Source organism: Bradyrhizobium sp. BRP56, from assembly GCF_020194035.1.
Classification (GTDB): Bacteria; Pseudomonadota; Alphaproteobacteria; order Rhizobiales; family Xanthobacteraceae; genus Bradyrhizobium; species Bradyrhizobium australafricanum.
In genome coordinates, this window is record NZ_JADYVV010000087.1 from 18,866 (window position 1) to 37,647 (window position 18,782).

11 protein-coding genes are annotated in these 18,782 nt (G+C 65.9%); 6 read left to right on the forward strand and 5 right to left on the reverse strand.

The window, feature by feature from the left end; translation table 11 throughout:
• Window positions 1-3 precede the first annotated feature (3 nt).
• From I6F38_RS38600 to I6F38_RS38625, 6 genes are all read left to right on the forward strand, one after another.
• Window positions 4-1,218, forward strand: coding sequence for an ABC transporter substrate-binding protein (locus I6F38_RS38600; protein ID WP_225164110.1), 1,215 nt, complete (start codon window positions 4-6; stop codon window positions 1,216-1,218).
• A gap of 59 nt (window positions 1,219-1,277) precedes the next feature.
• Entirely contained in the window at window positions 1,278-2,411 is a 1,134-nt protein-coding gene (locus tag I6F38_RS38605) for an NADH:flavin oxidoreductase/NADH oxidase (protein WP_225164111.1), read from the forward strand.
• Between the two features lie 2 nt (window positions 2,412-2,413).
• Complete coding sequence (locus I6F38_RS38610; RefSeq protein ID WP_225164112.1) at window positions 2,414-3,265, forward strand: helix-turn-helix domain-containing protein; 852 nt, start codon at window positions 2,414-2,416, stop codon at window positions 3,263-3,265.
• Between the two features lie 229 nt (window positions 3,266-3,494).
• Window positions 3,495-4,562 (forward strand): acyl-CoA dehydrogenase family protein, encoded by a 1,068-nt coding sequence (locus I6F38_RS38615; protein WP_225164113.1) that lies wholly within the window; start codon window positions 3,495-3,497, stop codon window positions 4,560-4,562.
• Window positions 4,563-4,592: 30 nt separating this feature from the next.
• Window positions 4,593-5,753, forward strand: coding sequence for an acyl-CoA dehydrogenase family protein (locus tag I6F38_RS38620; protein ID WP_018269158.1), 1,161 nt, complete (start codon window positions 4,593-4,595; stop codon window positions 5,751-5,753).
• 40 nt (window positions 5,754-5,793) lie between these two features.
• Entirely contained in the window at window positions 5,794-6,594 is an 801-nt protein-coding gene (locus tag I6F38_RS38625; protein ID WP_225164114.1) for an enoyl-CoA hydratase/isomerase family protein, read from the forward strand.
• Window positions 6,595-6,742: 148 nt separating this feature from the next.
• Here I6F38_RS38625 and I6F38_RS38630 read toward each other — a convergent pair whose 3' ends face one another.
• The 5 genes from I6F38_RS38630 to I6F38_RS44120 form a co-directional block, all read right to left on the reverse strand.
• A complete protein-coding gene (locus tag I6F38_RS38630; RefSeq protein ID WP_225164115.1) occupies window positions 6,743-8,854 on the reverse strand; it encodes an acetate--CoA ligase family protein in 2,112 nt (703 codons plus the stop codon).
• Between the two features lie 280 nt (window positions 8,855-9,134).
• Window positions 9,135-9,890: a hypothetical protein gene (locus I6F38_RS38635; RefSeq protein WP_225164116.1), complete on the reverse strand. Its 756-nt coding sequence runs from the start codon at window positions 9,888-9,890 to the stop codon at window positions 9,135-9,137.
• Window positions 9,891-9,893: 3 nt separating this feature from the next.
• Entirely contained in the window at window positions 9,894-10,688 is a 795-nt protein-coding gene (locus tag I6F38_RS38640; protein WP_038388809.1) for an enoyl-CoA hydratase, read from the reverse strand.
• Between the two features lie 37 nt (window positions 10,689-10,725).
• The gene (locus I6F38_RS38645) at window positions 10,726-11,931 is read right to left on the reverse strand and encodes an ABC transporter substrate-binding protein (RefSeq protein WP_092083161.1); all 1,206 of its coding nucleotides are present in this window, start codon (window positions 11,929-11,931) and stop codon (window positions 10,726-10,728) included.
• A gap of 158 nt (window positions 11,932-12,089) precedes the next feature.
• Window positions 12,090-18,728, reverse strand: a complete 6,639-nt coding sequence (locus I6F38_RS44120) for an Ig-like domain-containing protein (RefSeq protein ID WP_276573536.1) — start codon at window positions 18,726-18,728, stop codon at window positions 12,090-12,092.
• Window positions 18,729-18,782: the final 54 nt, after the last annotated feature.

An 18,782-nucleotide genomic window follows, 5' to 3' on the forward strand; every position in this document is an offset into this window, starting at 1 on the left:
ACAATGACATCGAGATACGGATGGATCGCCGCGAGCGCTGCAATCCTCTCAGTCGCCTTCGCCGCGCCATCCCACGCGCAGATTTCCGACGACGCGGTGAAGATCGGCGTGCTGACCGATCAGGCCGGCCTCTACGCCGACGCCGCCGGCCCCGGAGCGGTCGAAGCGGTCCGGATGGCGATCGCGGATTTCGGCGGCAAGGTGCTGGGCAAGCCGATCGCGATGGTCGATGCCGACCATCAGAACAAGGCGGACATCGGCGCCGGCATCGCGCGGCGCTGGTATGAGCAGGAGAATGTCGACGTCATCGTCGATTTCGCCAATTCCGCCGTCGCGTTCGCCGTGCTCGAGCTCACCAAGCAGAAGAACAAGGCGATGCTGGTGTCGTCGGCCGGCTCCTCCGATCTGACCGGCAAGGGCTGCTCGGCGAATTCGGTGCAGTGGACCTACAATACCTATGCGCTCGCCAACAGCACGGTTCGGGCGCTGGCCAAGGAAGGCGCGAAGAGCTGGTACTTCGTCACGGTCGACTACGCCTTCGGCCACGCGCTGCGCAATGACGCAGCCAAGACCGTGGAGAAGGTCGGCGGCAGCATCGCCGGCGAGGTGCGGCATCCGCTCAACAGCATGGATTTCTCGTCCTATCTGCTGCAGGCCCAGAGCTCGAAGGCTGATGTGATCGCGTTCGCCAACACCGGCGGCGACCTCGCCAACTCGATCCGGCAGGCGCAGGAATTCGGGATGGCGCACACGCAGAAGCTCGCGGCCTTCCTGATGCAGACCAGCGACATCCACGCGATCGGTTTGCAGGCCGCCCAGGGGCTGCAGCTCGCGACCGCCTTCTATTGGGATCTCGACGACAAGACCCGCGACTTTGCCGCGCGCTTCATGGCCAGGACCAAGAAGCGGCCGACCATGGTGCAGGCCGGCCTCTACTCCGCGGTGATGAACTATCTCAAGGCGGTCGAGAAGTCCGGCACCGACGACGGCCCCAAGGTGATCGCGCAGATGAAGGACATGCCGATCGACGATTTCTTTGCCCGCAACGCATTCCTGCGCGAGGACGGCCAGCTCATCCACGACATGTATCTCGTGCAGGTGAAATCGCCGACCGAATCGAAGGGCGCCTGGGATTACGAGAAGCTGGTTCAGGTGATTCCGGGCAAGGAGGCGTTTGCGACACCGGAGGAGAGCGCCTGTCCGCTGCTGAAGAAATGACGGCTCTGACGAAACTCGCAAGCCACAGGCAAGAAACCACAAGCAAGGCTGGAGATCGCATGACCGAACTGCCGCTGCTCTTTACCCCGCTGCAACTGCGCGACCTCGAACTGAAAAACCGGATCATGGTCTCGCCGATGGCGACCTATTCGGCGCGGGAGGGGCGCGCCACCGATTGGCACACCGCGCATATCGGCAAGCTCGCCGCCGGCGGCGCCGGCCTCGTGTTCGTCGAGCAGAGCTCGGTGAACACCCAGGGGCGCATCACCCATGGATGCCTCGGCATCTGGGACGATACGTACATCGCGGACCACGCCGCCCTCGCCGCGCTGATCCACAGCTTCAACGCCAAGGCCGCGATCCAGATCGCACATGGCGGCCGGAAAGGCTCCTCGCAGCGGCCATGGGAAGGCGGCAACCCGCTCGGCGAAGCTGACATCAAGGCACGCGGCGAAGGCCCGTGGCAGATCGCGGCCTCGAGTGGCATTCCGTTCGACGACGGCTGGCCGGCACCGCAGATGATGACGACCGAGGCAATCGATGCCCTGGTGGACGACTATCGCCAGGCGTTTCGCCGCGCCAGGGCGGCCGGCTACGACGTCATCGAGCTGCACTGCGCGCACGGCTATCTGATGCACTCGTTCCTGTCGCCGCTGGCGAACAACCGCAACGACGACTATGGCGGGTCGCGCGAGAACCGCATGCGCCTGCCGCTGCGGATCGCAGGCATCATGCGCGAGGAATGGCCCAGCCATCTGCCGGCCTTCGTCCGCATCTCGTCGGTCGACGGCGTCGACATCGGCTGGTCGATCGAGGACTCGATCGCGTTTGCGGCGGAGCTGAAGGCGATCGGGATCGACATGGTGGACTGCTCGTCAGGCGGCATGAAGCTGCCGCGCGGCAATTCGCTGGTGTCGCGCACCCCGGGCTTCCAGGTGCCGTTCGCCGAGCGCATCCAGAAGGGAGCCGGCATGCCGACGGTGGCGGTCGGGCTGATCCGCGAACCGGACTACGCCGAAGCCATTTTGCGGGACGGCAAGGCGACGCTTATTGCACTCGGCCGCGAACTGCTGTGGAATCCGAACTGGCCCGCGCAGACGGCACTTGCGCTCGGATGCGATCCGGAGTGGACGAGTTGGCCCGAGCAATATGGCTGGTGGCTGAAGCGGCGGGTGGCGCAGCAGGGACGATAGCGATGCCGGTGGCGAAGAAAGATTTGGCGCAGGCCGGCGCGGCTGCCGGCGCGCGGACTTTCGACCGCCCCGATTTCCCCGGCGACACCTCGCGCGACCTGCCGAAGATGGACAATGCAGTCAAGTCGGCGCGGCGCGTGTTCGATGTGCTCGAATTCTTCGAGGAGCACCAGCGCGCCGCGTCCGCGATCGAAGTCGCGGCCGCGCTCAAGTTCCCGCAATCCAGCACCTCGGCGTTGATGCGGACGATGACGGCGTTCGGCTATCTCCACTATGACACCAGCCGCCGCACCTATATCCCGACGCCGCGGATCTCGATGCTGGGGCACTGGCTGAGCCCGGCGTTGTTCACGAAGGGACGCCTGGTCAATCTGATGGAAGAGCTCTCCGCGCGGACCGGAGAGACCATCATGCTCGCGGTGCGCAACGGGCTCAGCGCGCAGTATGTCCATATCATTCAGGCCAAGCTGCCGATGCGGCTGTATGTCAAGGCCGGAACGCTGCGGCCGCTGGCGCGATCCGCGTCGGGTTACGCGCTGCTGTCGGCCTATCCGGACAAGGAGGTGCGCCGCCTGGTGCGCCTGATCAACGCCAACGAGAGCCGGCCCGACCGTCAGGTCGACATCAAGGCGCTGCTGCTTGAGCTGAAGAAGGTCCGCGCCAAGGGGCACGCCTTCTCGCTCGGCCTGGTCACGCCGGGCGCGGGCGCCGTTGCCATGAACCTGCCGCCGATTGCGGAATCGAACGAACCGCTGGTGCTGTGCGTGGCCGGATTGAACGACGCGCTGGTCACCCAGGAGACCGAGTTCGCCGACCTGATGCGGAAGGCGATCGAGTTTCATCTGGCGGACTGAACTTATGTCGGCGGCCGGTTTGCGCGTGTGCGTGGCATACAAACGGGGACAATCGAAAGTTCACTATGCGGAATTCATGCGCCATGTCCGGCTTCATGCCGTCCGCGCAAGTGGCCCTGCGGGCAGCGCTTGTCACGGCTATGGCTTTTCCGCATCATTGAGCGCAAGACAACATCGCAAGCAGGCATGGCCGAACAGCCAGCCCGAGCCAATCAACACGAGGAACGCTGTGGCGGAGAGTGAAAACATCGTCGCCGAGACCGCGGAAAAGATTTTCGCCGATCTCGCGGATGCCCAAACCATCAATCACGACAAGCAGGGCGCATGGAAGGCGCCGCTGTGGCAGGCGCTGACCGAAGCCGGCCTGCCGCTGTCCTGGGTGCCCGACGATCTCGGCGGTTCCGGCGCCAGCCTCGCCGAAGGATTCAGCGTCCTCAACGTCGCTGGGCGGCATGCGATCGCTGTTCCGCTGGCCGAAACAATGCTGGCCGGCTGGTTGCTGACGCAAGCCAGGATCGCCTCCCCCGAAGGCGAGATGACGGTTGTCCCCGCAAGCCCGAAGGACCGCGTCACGCTCAACGCCGACGGCAGCCTCTCCGGCCGCGCCCGCGGCGTGCCGTTTGCGAAGGACGCAAAGCATTTCGCGGTGCTGGCGAGCGGCAATGGCGGCGCGTCGATTGCGCTGATCGATGCAGCGAAGTGCCGGATCGAATCCGGCATCGGGCTCGGCGGCGATCATAACGACACCGTCACGCTCGACAAGGTGCAGCCGGTCACGACCAGGCCGGCGCCGAAGGGCTTTGACCAGACCACGCTGATGCTGATGGGCGGCGTGGTGCGCAGCCTGCAGATCGCCGGCGCGCTGGAAGCGATGCTCGACATCTCGGTGCGCTATTCCAATGAGCGCATCGCCTTCGAGAAGAAGATCTCGAAATTCCAGGCGGTGCAGCACAACCTCGCGCGGCTCGCCGGCGAAAACGCCGCGGCACTCGCCGCCGCTACCTCCGCGGCGGACACGATCGTGAACGCCAAGTCGCTGGACACTGATGCGGTGTTCCTGGAGGCCGCAGCGGCCAAGGTCCGCTGCTCGGAAGCTGCGGAGAAAGGCAGCGGCATCGCGCATCAGGTGCATGGCGCGATCGGCTTCACCATCGAGCACATCCTGCACCGCTATTCGCTGCGGGCGCTGGCCTGGCGCGACGATTTCGGCTCGGAGAGCTACTGGGCGGTCGAGCTCGGCAAGCTCGTCGCGAATCGTGGCGCCGATGAATTGTGGCCGCTGGTGGCTTCGCGCTGAGATCAGGCAGAAAGATCAGGACTGGACATCATGACTGCAGCCCTTCGTTTCGATCCGATCCGCCTGCCGGAAAAATGCGAGCAGCTCCGCAAGGAGGTGCGCGCCTTCCTCGCCGAGGAAATCGCCGCCGGCACCTTCGATCCCCACGCGCCGAACCGCGAGGACAATGACGCACCGGAATTCTCCCGTCGCGTCGGCGCCAAGGGCTGGCTCGGCATGACCTGGCCGAAGAAATACGGCGGCCAGGAGCGCTCGTTCCTCGAGCGTTACGTGGTGACCGAGGAGATGCGGGTGGCGAACGCGCCGACCCGGCGCTTCTTCGTCGCCGACCGCCAGAGCGGGCCGGTGCTGCTGAAATACGCGCCCGAGCACATCAAGATGGACATCCTGCCGCGCATCTGCCGCGGCGAGGTCTGCTTCGCCATCGGCATGAGCGAACCGAACTCCGGCTCCGATTTGTTCGCGGCGAAGACCCGTGCAACCAAGACCGACGGCGGCTATCTGATCAACGGCACCAAGATCTGGACCTCGTCGGCGCACATCGCCGACTACATGATCGCGATCTTCCGCACCTCGCCGCCGACCAAGGAAAACCGCCGCCACGGCCTGACCCAGTTCCTGGTCAAAATGAAGCAGCCGGGCATCCAGGTGAATCCGATCGGGCAGATCACCGGCCAGTTCGAGTTCAACGAGGTCGTGTTCACTGACTATTTCGTGCCCGACGATCACGTGCTGGGCGAGGTCGACGGCGCCTGGAAGCAGGCGACGTCGGAGCTCGCCTATGAGCGAAGTGGTCCCGAGCGGTTTCTCGAGACCTATTACGTGCTCACCGAGCTCGTGCGCGCGGTTGGCAAGAACCCGGACACCCGCAGCGCCGAGGGCATCGGCCGCCTGGTGGCGCAGGTTCACACCATGCGCCGCATGTCGGTATCGGTCGCCGGCATGCTGCAGGCCGGCAAGGAGCCGGTGGTGGAGGCCTCGATCGTCAAGGACATCGGCACGGTGTGGGAGCAGCAGCTGCCGCATCGCGTGCGCGATCTCGCCGCGTTCGTCGAGGAGACCGCGACCAACCGCGAGACGCTGGAAAAGCAGCTCGATTTCGCCATCAAGACCGCGCCCAAGCTGACGATCCAGGGCGGCACCACGGAAGTGCTGCGCGGCATCATCGCCCGCGGACTTGGTCTGCGCTAGCCGCGCGGGCTCGCCTGCGCTAATTCAACGAGGACAGATCATGACCAAGTACACTGATATCGGCGTCGAAACCCACGGCCATGTCGGCCTGATCGAAATCCGAAAACCCCCGCTGAACTTCTTCGACGTCGCCCTGATCAACCAGATCGCCGACGCGCTGGAGGAGTTCGACAACAATATCGAGATCCGCGCCTCCGTGCTGGCGGCGCAAGGCAAGGCGTTCTGCGCCGGCGCCAATTTCGGCGATCCCGCCCGCCAGGAGCAGGAGGAGCGCGCCAAGAGCGATCCGGCCTCGAACCTGCCGATCAACCATCTCTACGTTCAGGCGGTGCGCATCTTCCGCAACAAGAAGCCGATCGTAGCGGCGATCCATGGCGCCGCGATCGGCGGCGGCCTCGGCCTTGCCGTCTCGGCCGACTTCCGCGTCGCCTGTCCCGAGGCGCGCTTCTCGGCCAATTTCACCAAGCTCGGCTTCCATCCGGGCTTCGGCCTCACCGCAACGCTGCCGGAGCTGATCGGCAAGAACAATGCCGAGCTGATGTTCTACACCAGCCGCCGTGTCACCGGCGAAGAAGCCTATCGCTGGGGCCTCGCCAATGTGCTGGTGCCGCAGGATCAGGTACGGGCGGAAGCGATGAAGCTCGCGCAGGAGATCGCCGAGTGCTCGCCGCTCGGCCTGGTCTCGACCCGCGCCACCATGCGCGCCAACCTCGCCAACCGCGTGCTCGCCGCGACCAACCATGAGCTCGCCGAGCAGACCAAGCTGCGCGCGACCGAAGACTTCAAGGAAGGCGTCAAGGCCACCGCCGAGCGTCGCGTCGCCAACTTCAAGGGGCGGTAGCCGCAAGCGCCACTCTCTCCACGGGTCGTCCCGGCGAAAGCCGGGACCTATACGCCGCGGCCCGTGGAAAGGGCACAAGCGGCGTCGGCTCCTCTTACAACTCACTTCGGTGGTTATGGGTCCCGGCCTTCGCCGGGACGTCACCGAGTTATTTCGGCACCACGAGCGCGTCGACGATCGTGACGCCCTGTCCCTCGGGATGCACCAGCACGGGATTAACCTCGATCTCGGCGATCTCGCTTCGGTGCTGCGCCGCCAGCACTGAAATCTGCGAGATCAACCGCGCCAGTGCCGCGACATCGGCCTTCGGCGCGCCGCGGAAGCCGTGCAGCAGCGGCGCGGCCTTCAGCGTCTCAAGCATCGTGCTCGCTTCAGCCACGCTCACCGGCGCGGGGCGATAGACCACGTCCTTGAACAGTTCGGTAGTGATGCCGCCGAGCCCCACCATCACCATCGGCCCGAAGGTCGCGTCCGTCATGGTGCCGACGATGATCTCGACACCCTTCCTGGCCATCGGCCCGACCAGCACGCCCTGGATTTCAGCACCCGGCCGCTGCTTCTGCACCGTCTCCAGCATGTCGCGATAGGCCGTGAATGCCGCACCCTTGGCAGCGATGTTGACGCGGACGCCGCCGACCTCGCTCTTATGCGCGATCGCGGGCGACTGGATCTTCATGACCAGTGGAAATCCGGCGCGCTCGATCGCAGCGTCGAGCCCGTCGCGGTCGGTCACCAGCACCTCATCCGGCAGCGCAATGCCGGCCGCGCGCAGCAGCGATTTGCTGTCATATTCGGACAGCGTCTTCGACGTGAGATGCACGGAGAGATCGTGCGCCGGCGACGCTGATGCCGAGATCTCCGGCGCGGGCTTGAAGCCGGCATAGTCCGCCAGCCGCCGCATTGCGACGCCGACATGGGTCAGTCCCGAGAGCACCACCACGCCCGACTTCGCCAGCTCCTGCCGCGCGAATTGCGACGGCAGCGTGTAGGAATAGAACACCACCGGCTTGTTCTGCGCCGCGATCACCGGCTTCAGCTCGGCTTCCTTGAACGGCATTCGCGTCTCGCTCGACAGCGACAGCACGACCAGCGTCGCGTCCACTTCATCAGACGTGTCGAACAGCTCGATGCTCTTCTGCAGTCCGCCGGATGACACGCCCTGCGCGGTCACGTCGACCGGATTGCCCGCCGCGCCGTAGGACGGCATCCATTGCTTGATCTGGCTCTGGATCGCGGCTGAAAGCTCCGGCACGCGCAGGCCCTGCATCGAGACGGTATCGGCGCCCCAAATGCCGGCGCCACCGGACACCGTCAGCACCGCGATGCGATCGCCCTTCGGCAGCGGATTGGTGGTCAGAACCGCGGCAATGGTCACGGCCTCGTCGAGGTCGTTGGAGACGATGAAGCCGTATTTCGCGAACACCGCATCATAGGCCGCCGACCAACCCGCCATGCTCGCGGTGTGCGAGGCCGCCGCGCGCTCGCCGGCGCCGGAGCGCCCGACCTTGGTGACGATCACGGGCTTTTTGAGCTCTGCCGCGCGCTTCGCCGCCGCCAAAAACTTGTCGACGTCGCGGATACCCTCGATGAACAGCAAGATCACGTCGGTCGAGGCATCCTGCACCATGTAGTCGAGGAACTCGCCGGCGCCGAGATCGCTCTCATTGCCGGCGCTGACGACATAGCTCAGCGCGACCCCGAGCGCCTTGGCGCGATGATAGATCGCAAAGCCGATGCCGCCGCTCTGCGCGACGATGCCGATCCGCCGCTTGCTGGCGACCAGATCGGGGGCATCCGGCTTGACATCGACGGTCGGACTGAAGGTCGCGGCGACCTTCTGCGCCTGGCCGTAAAACCCTTCCGCGTTCGGCCCACTAATCCGCATCCCGGTCCGCTTCGCCAGCGCCACGATCGCGTCCTGCATGTCAGCACTGTCGCCGCCCTCTTCGGCAAAGCCGGACGAGATGATGACCGCGTTCTTCACACCCGCGGCCGCGCACTGCTCCAGCGCCGGCAGCACCGCACGCGCGGGAATGACGATAACGGCAAGATCGATCGGCGCGCCGATCTCGGCGACCGACTTGAAGCACTTCAAGCCGTCGATCTCGTCATAGTTCGGATTGATCGGATAGAGCGCGCCGGGATAGCCGTTCTTGCGCAGCATCGCGAGCAGCCGCCCGGGAATCTTCTCGTGATCGCGCGAGGCGCCGATCAGCGCGATGCTTTTTGGGGCGAAGAAGGTATCGAGCGGATGCGGCATGGGGGCGTGTTCCCGGATTGTTGTTGTTGCGCTCGACGATATTGAATCGTCGCCGCTAGCTCAACCGCCCTTCCCGTCATCCTGAGGTGCGAGCGGAGCGAGCCTCGAAGGATGGACGGCCACCAGCCGGGCCGTGCATCCTTCGAGACGCGCTGCGCGCTCCTCAGGATGACGGGACAAAAAGACACGTAGCCCGGATGCAGCGCAGCGCAATCCGGGAACGCTCCTTCCGCGAAGAGCGCGGTCCCGGATTTCGCTTCGCTGCATCCGGGCTACGAAATCACGCCGTCAGCTTGAACGTCACGCCGCAAAGCAGGAACTCCTCGCCCTTCACGGCACATCCCCTGGCTTTCGCGGCCTCCAGCACCTTCGCCTTGTCGGTGACCTTGAACGTCAAGCCGCTCATGATCTCGCTGCCGCCCTTGACGAAGCGGAAGGTGCCGTTCGGCAGCTTCACCACGGTACCATCGGCGGGAATGCCGATGATCCTGCCCCAATGCGCCGCCAACCCCTCAGGCTCGGGGCTCTGCATCTCGACCTCGGTCAGCGACAGCGTCGTGTCCTTGCGGATCGACTTCTGCCAGTCCGGGCCGGCCGGCGGGTACGGTCCCAGGATGTCGTCGCTGCCGTCGGTGTGGTTGAACTCGATGAAGGCAGCGCGGCAGTCGCGCGGGTGCAGTTGCACGCCGTGATACGGCGCGTGCGCGATCACGTTGGCGGTGCGCACGCCGATCGCGTTGGCCCTGGCGCCGCGCGCGTCGGGATCCTCGCAAGTGAAGATCGCCATATAGCCGCCGCGGCCGCCGGTCTTCTCGATGAAGCGGCCGGCCGCCGTGCCCGGCCCCGGCTGGAACGGCGCCACGACTTCGAGCAGGATTGTATCGACCGGCAGCAGCGCATTCTCGAGGCCGTATTTCGCGACATTGCCGTCGCGATAGCAGACATCGAGGCCCATGATCGCGGAGATGTCCGCGATGACAGGCGCAAGCTGCGGCGCCACCAGGCAGATCTGCCGCAGCCGCATGTACTCGGCCATGGTCTACTGCCCCTGGAAGGTGGGCTTGCGCTTCTCGACGAAGGCCTTGGCCGCTTCCTTGTGGTCGGTGGTCTCGCCGGCACGCGTGTGGTGGATCGCCTCGCCGTCGAAGCAGGCTTCCAGCGTCATGGTCTCGGCATTGTTGATGTTGCGCTTGATGTAGCCGAGCGCCACCGACGGGCCCTGTGCCAGCGAACGCGCCAGTTCCAGCGCCTCGGCCTCGACATCGGCATCGGGCACCACCTTGGAGACCATGCCGAGGTTGTAGGCTTCCTGCGCCGACAGCACCGGCGACATCATGTAGAGCTCGCGCGCTTTCGCGCTGCCGAGCATCTTGGTCAGGAAATAGGTGCCGCCGTAATCGCCGGAGAAGCCGACCTTGGCGAAGGCGGTGGTGATCTTGCAGGAGGCGCTGGCAATGCGGAGATCGCAGGACAGCGCGATCGAAAGCCCGGCGCCGGCCGCCGCGCCGTCGAGCTGCGCCACCACCGGCTTCGGCATCTGGTGCAGGATGCGCGAGACCTCCATGCCGCGGCGCAGATTGGCCATCTTGGCCTCGAACGGCAGCGGTGCGCGGCCTTCCGCCATCGACTTGACGTCGCCGCCGACGCAGAAGGTGCCGCCGGCGCCCCGGATCAGCACCGCGCGCACCTCGGTATCGTCCTGCGCGCGGCGCGCCGCCTCGACGAGGCCGCGCGTCATGTCGGGATTGAGCGCATTGCGCCGATCGGGGCGGTTCATGGTGATGGTGAGCAGGCCCTTGTCGAGGGATTGGAGAACCATCTGATTATCGCTCATGGCGTTTTGCCTTTCGTTGTTGTTGGTTGTCGCAGCGTTATTTCTTCACCAGCGGGCAGCGCGACTCCGACAGCGGCTGGAAAGCCTGGTCGCCCGGCACGGTCGCCACCAGCTTGTAGTCGTCCCAGCGGCCCTTCGATTCCGACGGCTTCTTGACCTCGAACAAATACATATCGTGCACCATACGGCCGTCCTCGCGGATCTTGCCGTTCTTGGTGAACATGTCGTTGATCGGGGTCTCCTTCATCACCTTCATGACGGCGGCCGCATCGGTGGTGCCGGCGGCCTTCACCGCCTTGAGATAGTGCGTCACCGAGGAATAGACGCCGGCCTGTGCCGAAGTCGGCACCCGCTTGGTGCGCTCCATGAAACGCTTCGTGAACGCGCGACTGTCGTCGTTGAGATCCCAGTAAAAGGCTTCCGCCAGCAACAGGCCTTGCGCGGTATCGAGCCCGACGCTGTCGATGTCGGTAACGAAGGCCAATAGCGGCGACAGCTTCTGGCCGCTCTTGGTGAGGCCGAATTCCGCCGCCTGCTTGATCGCGTTGATGGTGTCGCCGCCGGCATTGGCAAGGCCGATCACCTTGGCCTTCGAGGCCTGCGCCTGCAGCAGGAAGGACGAGAAATCCGAGGTGTTGATCGGATGCCGCACGCTGCCGAGCACCTTGCCGCCCGACTTCACCACGACATTGCTGGTATCCTTTTCCAGGTCCTGGCCGAACGCGTAGTCCGCGGTGAGGAAGAACCAGGTATCGAGACCGGATTTCACCGCGGCAAGGCCGGTCACATTGGCCTGCGCGAAGGTGTCGAACACGTAGTGCACGGTATAGGGGCCGCAGGCCTCGTTGGACAGGCGGATCGAGCCCGGACCGTTGAACATGATGATCTTGTTGCGCGCCTTGGCGATCTCGGCAGCGGCGAGCGCGGTCGCGGATGCTGCGACGTCGAAGATCATCTCGACGCCCTGGTTGTCGATCATGTCGCGGGCGATGTTGGCGGAGAGGTCGGCCTTGTTGAGATGGTCGCCGACCACGATCTCGACCTTGCGGCCGAGCACCTCGCCGCCGAAATCCTCCACCGCCATCTTGGCGGCGGTTTCGCTGCCCGAGCCGGTGATGTCGGCATAGAGGCTCGACATATCGAGGATGCCGCCGAGCTTCAGCGGAGGCTTGTCCTGCGCCAGCGACGCATTCGCCGAGATCGCAAACGCACAGGCCAACACGCCGGCCAAAACTCGTCTCATTCAAATCCTCCCTTGCAGCGCGGACCTCGTTCCGTCAGGTCCGTTTCGAGGGCCGGATCATGCCGCATGGCCTGTACTGCAGCAAGCCGCAGCGGACGCAATCTGTTTTCCGCTAAGCGGAATGAGACGCCGCGCCGGAGCTTCCAGCCGCGCTGCGATCAGAGATGAAAGTCGGGAACGGTCTGATGGGGCGTTCCCGCCGGCAGGCCGAGGAACAGGTACTGCGTGCCATAATGTCCGGCGAACGCCGATGCCGTTGCATCCATGATGATGCGGCCGCCCAGATCCAGATGCAATTCCGGCCGGGTAATGGCGCCGAGCGTGTAGGCCGGCACGATGGTCTCGTTGATGTGCAGGGCGTCGAAGACGGCGGACACCGCCGAAAGCGAGGCTGCATTGCCGGCCAGGTCGACGACATCGGCGCCATTGGCAGCGAAGCCGGTCACAGCCAGCGAGCCGGCGCGATCGGTCGACGACACGATGTGATCGAACACCAGCTTCGAGGAATCGCCGAGCAGCGCCGTTGCCGCGGCGTCGTAGATTGCGGTGCCGCCATCGTTCAGCGTCAGGCTCGGCGTGCCGCCATTGACGTGAACCGCCTCGTTGAAGCCGACCGTCAGTTGCACCAGCGAACCCGGCGTCGCGACGCCGCCGGGGGGCGTCGCCGTGATTCCGGTGAGATGAGGCGCCGTGGTGTCGAGCGTGAAGGTCAGGCTCGACGACGCGCCGACATTGCCGGCGGCGTCGACCTCCTGCACCGTCACGGAGTGCACGCCGTCGGTCGTAAAGACCGGCGCCGTCGTCGAGAAGCCCGACGCGCCGTCGGCCTTGTAGCGTAGCGTGTCGGCCGCATCGAACTTGGTGTAATCGATCAACGGATTGCTGGTGATGTGGTCGGTGCTGGAGACGCCGGTGTCCCGGTGCAGCATTAGTGTCGGCGCCGATGGCGCCTTGGTGTCGCCGGTGAAGCCGATCGCGTTGCTTGCTCCGCCGGCATTGCCGGCGATGTCGGTGTAGCTCGCCCCGGCAACCGAAAGATCGGCCGACAGGTGGTCGGTGACATCGGCCGTGAAGGTCGCGGTGTAGATATCGTGGCCTGCGCCGTTGATGCCGACATGGACGAGACTGCCCAGCAGGCCGCCATGGACGGTGACGTCGCCAAGCCCGAAGCCTGCGACCGCCTCGGAGAAGGTGAACGTCATCAGCGCGGCGTCGCCGGCGTGCAGCAGGGTGTGATCGGCCACCACCGATACCGTCGGCGGATGCGTGTCGCCGCCGATCGTCGCGGTATTGCTCGCCGCGCCGGCATTGCCTGATACGTCGGCATAGCTTGCGGCGGTGACCCGGATCGAACCCGCCACGACGTCGTTGATATCGGGCGTGAAGATCGCGGTGTAGACGTCGTGCCCCGACACGTTGAGCCCGACATGGACCAGATTGGTCACCGTGCCGCCGGCGACGACGGTATCGCTGAGCGCAAAGCCCGCGACCTGCTCGGAGAAGGTGAAGGTGACAACCGAAGTCTGGCCCGAAAGCACCGTGCTCGGGCTCGCGGCAACCGACACCGTCGGCGCCCTGGTATCGCCAGTGAAGCTGATGGTGCCGCTCGCCGCACCGGTATTGCCGGCAATATCCATATAGCTCGCGGCGATGACCTGCACCGAACCGGCTTCAGTGTTGCTTTCGTCCGGCGTGAAAATTGCCGTGTAGACGTCCTCGCCCGATGCGTTGACGCCGACATGGACCAGATTGCCCAACGCCCCGCCATGTACCGTGACGTCACCGAGCGCGAAGCTCGCGATTTGTTCGGAGAACGTGAACGTCACCAGCGCGGTTTGGCCCGCCAGCAGCGCGTTACGGTCAGCCGCGATCGACACCGTCGGCGCCAGCGTATCGCCGCCGATCGTGGCGGTGTTGCTTGCCGCGCCGGCATTGCCGGCCACATCGCTGTAACCGGACGCATTCACCTTAACCGAGCCGGCCTCGGTGTCGCTGACATCGGGCGTGAAGGTCGCGGTGTAGACGTCCTGCCCAGCAGCATTGAGCCCGACATGCACGAGATTGCTCAGCGCGCCGCCATGGACGGTGATGTCGCCAAGGGCGAAGCCCGACACGACCTCCGAGAAGGTGAAGGTCGCGACCGAGAGGTCGCCGGCCAGCACCGTGTCGGGATTGAGCGTGACGGAGACCGTCGGCGCCAGCGTGTCACCGGTGAAGTTGATGGCGTTGCTGGCAGCGCCGGCGTTGCCGGCCGTATCGCTATAGCTCGATGCATTGACCTGCACCGAGCCAGCCTCGGCGTTGGTGACGTCGGGCGTGAAGGTCGCGGTGTAGATGTCCTGCCCGGCGCCGTTGACGCCGACATGGACAAGGCCGCCCAGCGCGCCGCCGCTGACGCTGACATCGCCGAGCGCGAAGCCCGCGACGGCCTCGGAGAAGGTGAAGGTCACGACCGCGGTCTGACCGGCGAGCAGCATGCCGTGGTCAGCAGAAACCGAAACGGTCGGCGCCTTGGTGTCCCCACTGAAGCTGATCGTGTTGCTCGACGAGCCGGAATTGCCGGCCGTATCGCTATGGCTCGATGCATTTACCTGCACCGAGCCAGCCTCGGCATTGGTCACGTCGGGCGTGAAGGTCGCAGTGTAGACGTCATGGCCGGCGCCATCGACGCCGACATGGGTGAGATTGCCCAGCGTACCGCCCTGGACGGTGACATCACCCAATCCAAAGCCGCTGACGGCCTCGGAGAAGGTGAACGTGACAACCGCGCTATCGCCGGCAACCAGCGTGGTGTGATCGGCTGCAACCGCCACCGTCGGCGCCTTGGTATCACCGGTGAAGGCGATCGCGTTGCTTGCTGCGCCGGCGTTTCCGGCGCTGTCGGTATAGCTTGACGCGTTGACCTGCACCGAGCCCGCCTCGGAATTGGTCACATCGGGTGTGAAGGTTGCCGTGTAGATGTCCTGGTGCGCGGCGTTGACGCCGACATGCACGAGGTTGCTCAGCGCGCCGCCGCTCACCGTCGTGTCCGTCAACGCGAAGCCGGTAACCGCCTCGGAGAAGGTGAAGGTGACGGTCGAGGTCTGCCCGGCCAGCAGCGCGGTCGAGCTCGCCGCAACCGACACGGTCGGCGCGATCGCGTCGATCACGAGATGCAGGTCGGTTGCCGCATGAGTCACGTCGGCATCCTGGCCGCCCGGATCCCTGATCGTGCCGCCGTTGAGCGAAAGGCTCTGCACCTGCAAATCAGACGTGCTGTCGCCGTCCTGCACCGTGTAGCAGAACACCAGTACCTGCGAGCCGCTGCCGCTGAGATAGGTCGCGGCCTTGCCGTCATTGAGCAGCAGCTCCGGCACGCCGGTCACACTCACCGTGTTGCTGAAGTTGACCGTGATGGTCACGACCTTGCCGGCATTCAGGATCGTGAGATGATCGGTGGTGTCGGAAGTGACCGAGGCGATGCTCGCCTGTGACCGGATCTCGAGATGCGGAGAGGCCGAGCCGTCGGACGCCAGCATCAGCGAGCCGGCCGAGGCGCCGGCGCCAAAACTCAGGTTCAGCGATGCGAGCGTCGTGCCGCTACCGCTCTTCACCAGCAACACGCCGTTCGCATAGGACAGCGTCGCCGTGGCGTCATAGGCGATGTTGCCGAAGTCGATGGTGTCGCCGCCGGCAAAGCCGGCGATCGACGTGCTGAACGAGGCGCCGGAGAATGCCGCGGCATCGAGCACGAGTTTTTCGGTACTGCCGTCGGTAAAGGCGACCGCGCCGGTTCCCGCCGCGCCGTTCGCCGCCAGCTCGAGGATCGAGCCCTTGATGACGGTACCGCCGGAATAGGTGTTGTGTGCGGACAGCACGAGGCGGCCGCCGCCGGTCACCTCGACATCACCAGGCGTCGCGCCGTCGGAGATCACGCCGCTCTGGGTAACGGTCTCGCCCGCGGCGACGTTGAAGACCGGATCGCCCGCGACGGTGATGTTGCGGGTCTGCGTGAAGCCGTCGGTGAAGCTGATGCCGGTGCCGTCGCCCAGCTTCAGCACGTTGGTGACCGCGCCGAGATTGACGTTGGCTGAGATCGACACCCTTGTGCCGGCGCCGCTGACCGTGGTGTTGCCGGTGTAGGTGTTGTTGCCGCCGAGGACGACGGTGCCGCCGCCGCTGATGGCGAGGCCCCCGATGCCCGCATTGGCACCGGTGCCGCCATTGCCGCTCTGGTCCGCGATGTCGTTGGCGACAGTCAGCGTCTGGCCGCTGCCGGGCGCGAAGCTGAGATCGTTGTTGCCCTGGATGAAAATGCCGGAGCCGAAACCCGAGCCGCTGGCCTGGCCGATGCCGTTGGTGCCGCCCTTGACGGCGCTGAAGCCGGAATCGTTCGACAGCGAGCCGCTCTTGATGGTCAGCGAACCGCCTTGCTGGACGAAAACGTCGCCACCCGCGCCAAGGCCGCCACCGCCGCCGGGTGCGCCGTTGCCGCCGCCGAAACCGCCAACACCGCCGATGCCGCCGCCGCCACCGAACCCGCCATCGCCATTGTAGCCGCCGCCACCGCCGAAGCCGCCATTGCCGCCATCGCCGCCGCCACCACCGAAGCCGCCATTGCCGCCATCAGCCCCGTTGCCGCCGCCGACACCGCCGCCCGGGCCATAGGGTGCGCGGACGCCGCTGCCGATCCACCCCGCCGCGCCGCCGCCACCGCCATTGGCGCCGCCTGCTCCGCCATACCAGTAAAGCTCGGTCCCGCCCCCGATCGAGATCAGGTAACCGTCGCTCCCTTTGCCGCCCCCAGCGCTGTTGGGGACAATGCCGGGCGAACCGCTTCTAAAGAGATCACTGTCCGCGCCCTGAGCGCCGAGGCCGATACCGCCACCGCCGCTGCTTCCGCCGCGTCCGCCCATCCCACCGCCACCGCCGTAGCCGTAGCCGGAGCTGATACTGCCAGTGCCGCCGGCACCGCCGTTGCCGCCGATCGCGGCGCTGTTGTGGAAGGTGACGTTGTCGATGGTGGCGCTGCCGTTCGACGAGACGAACAGCGCGCCGCCGAGCCCGGCGCCACCGCCGCCACCGCCGCGGACGACGCCGCCGCCGGCGGCCACCGTGTTCTGGATGGTCAGGTTCTCGAGATTGACGCTACCCGCATAGACGAAGAAGCCGCGCTGCGCGTTGAGGCCGTCGATCGTATAGGTGCCGCCATGACCGTCGCTGCCGTTGATCGTGACGCTCGATCCGCTCAAGAGATTGAGCGCGTACAGCTCCGACGTCAGGCTGAAGTTCGCCGTAATGTTGATCGTGTAGTTGGCATTCGGCGCGGCGTTCTGCCCGCCGGAATCCATCTGCAGGATGGCCGCGTTGAGCTCGGCGACGTTGGAGACATTGAAGACGCGGGTCGAGACGACCTGCACGATCGTTCCGCCGTTGGCATCCTGCGACAGCTGAAAACTAGTGCCGGCGCCGACGCCGGCAAGGGTCAGCGTATCGGTCGTGGTACCGTTCGAGATCGAGAGCGTGTTGCCGGACAGGCTGACCGTGTTGAGCGACGGATTCTGGGTGTTGTATTGCAGCCCGGTCAGGTCGATGAACTGGCCGGGATTGAAGTTCGCGATCGTGTTGGTGAACGCATTGCCGCTCAGCGCGGCATTGTCGATCTTCAGCGTGCCGGCGATGCCGGTCGTGAACGAGATGTTGCCGGTTCCGGCGGCGCCGGCCGCGGTGAGCCACACCGTGCCCGAATAGATCGTCGTGCTGCCGTAGGTGTTGGCGGCATGGCCAAGCACGAGCGTACCGCCGCCGTCGACGCCGAGATTGCCGCTGCCGGTAACGAGGGCGGTGTCGGAGACGGTCTTGCCGTTCGCGATCGACAGGATCGAATTGCCGCTGACCGAGAGCGTGTCGTCGAAAGTGCCGCTCGATGTCAGCGACAGATGCGCGCTGCTCAGACCGAACGTCCCGGTCAGCCCCGCGAGCTGCCCCATCCCGAGCTGCAACGTGCCGGCGCCGGACAGCATGAACGTACCGGAGCCGCCGATCGAGCCGGTGTCGGCGATGGTGCCGGACGAGATGTCGAAGATGCCGCCATTGGCGGTGACCTGAATATCGTGCGTGAAGGTGTAGCCGCCGGTCGTGGTCAGCGTACCGCCGTTGAGGATCAGCGCGCCGGCCGAGCCGCCGATATTGTTGTCGGCTGTGATCGAGACGATGTTGCCGCCGTCGATCTGGGTGCCGCCGACGTAAGTGCTGGCGCCAGTCAGCGTCAGCGTGCCGCCGCCGGAGACGACCAGCTTGCCGGTCGTGCCGCTGCCGCTGATGCCACGTTCGTCGGCGATCGTGTCAGCTATCGTGAGCGTCGTCGATATCGTCGGCCCGCCCGCGAAGGGGGAGGAGATGGCGTGCGTCGGCGTGACCACCATCGTGCCCTGGATGAAGATGTCGCCATAGGCGGAGCCGTTGCCTGCGCCGTTGGCGCCGGTGCCGCCGGTCTCGGTCGCATCCATCAAGGTGCCGCCGATGACGGTCAGCGTTCCGCCTTGCTGAACGAAGATGTCGCCGCCGGCGCCAAGGCCGCCGCCTCCGCCGCCGGCGAGCGAGCCGCTGCCCGCGCCGAAGCCGCCGGTGCCGGGCGTGCCGTTCGAACCGCCGCCTCCGCCGCCGAAACCGCCATTGCCGCCGGTGTGCGCGTATCCGCTGCCGTTGCCGGAGCCGCCGCCACCGCCGGCGAAACCACCATTGCCGCCGCCATAAATGCCGCCGCCGCCTCCGCCACCCACGCCGCCAGCGCCGCCGAAGCCGATCAGGGTGCCCAAGGGGCCGCCGCCCACCGAGTTGGCGCCGCCGATGCCACCGCCGCCGCCACCGAC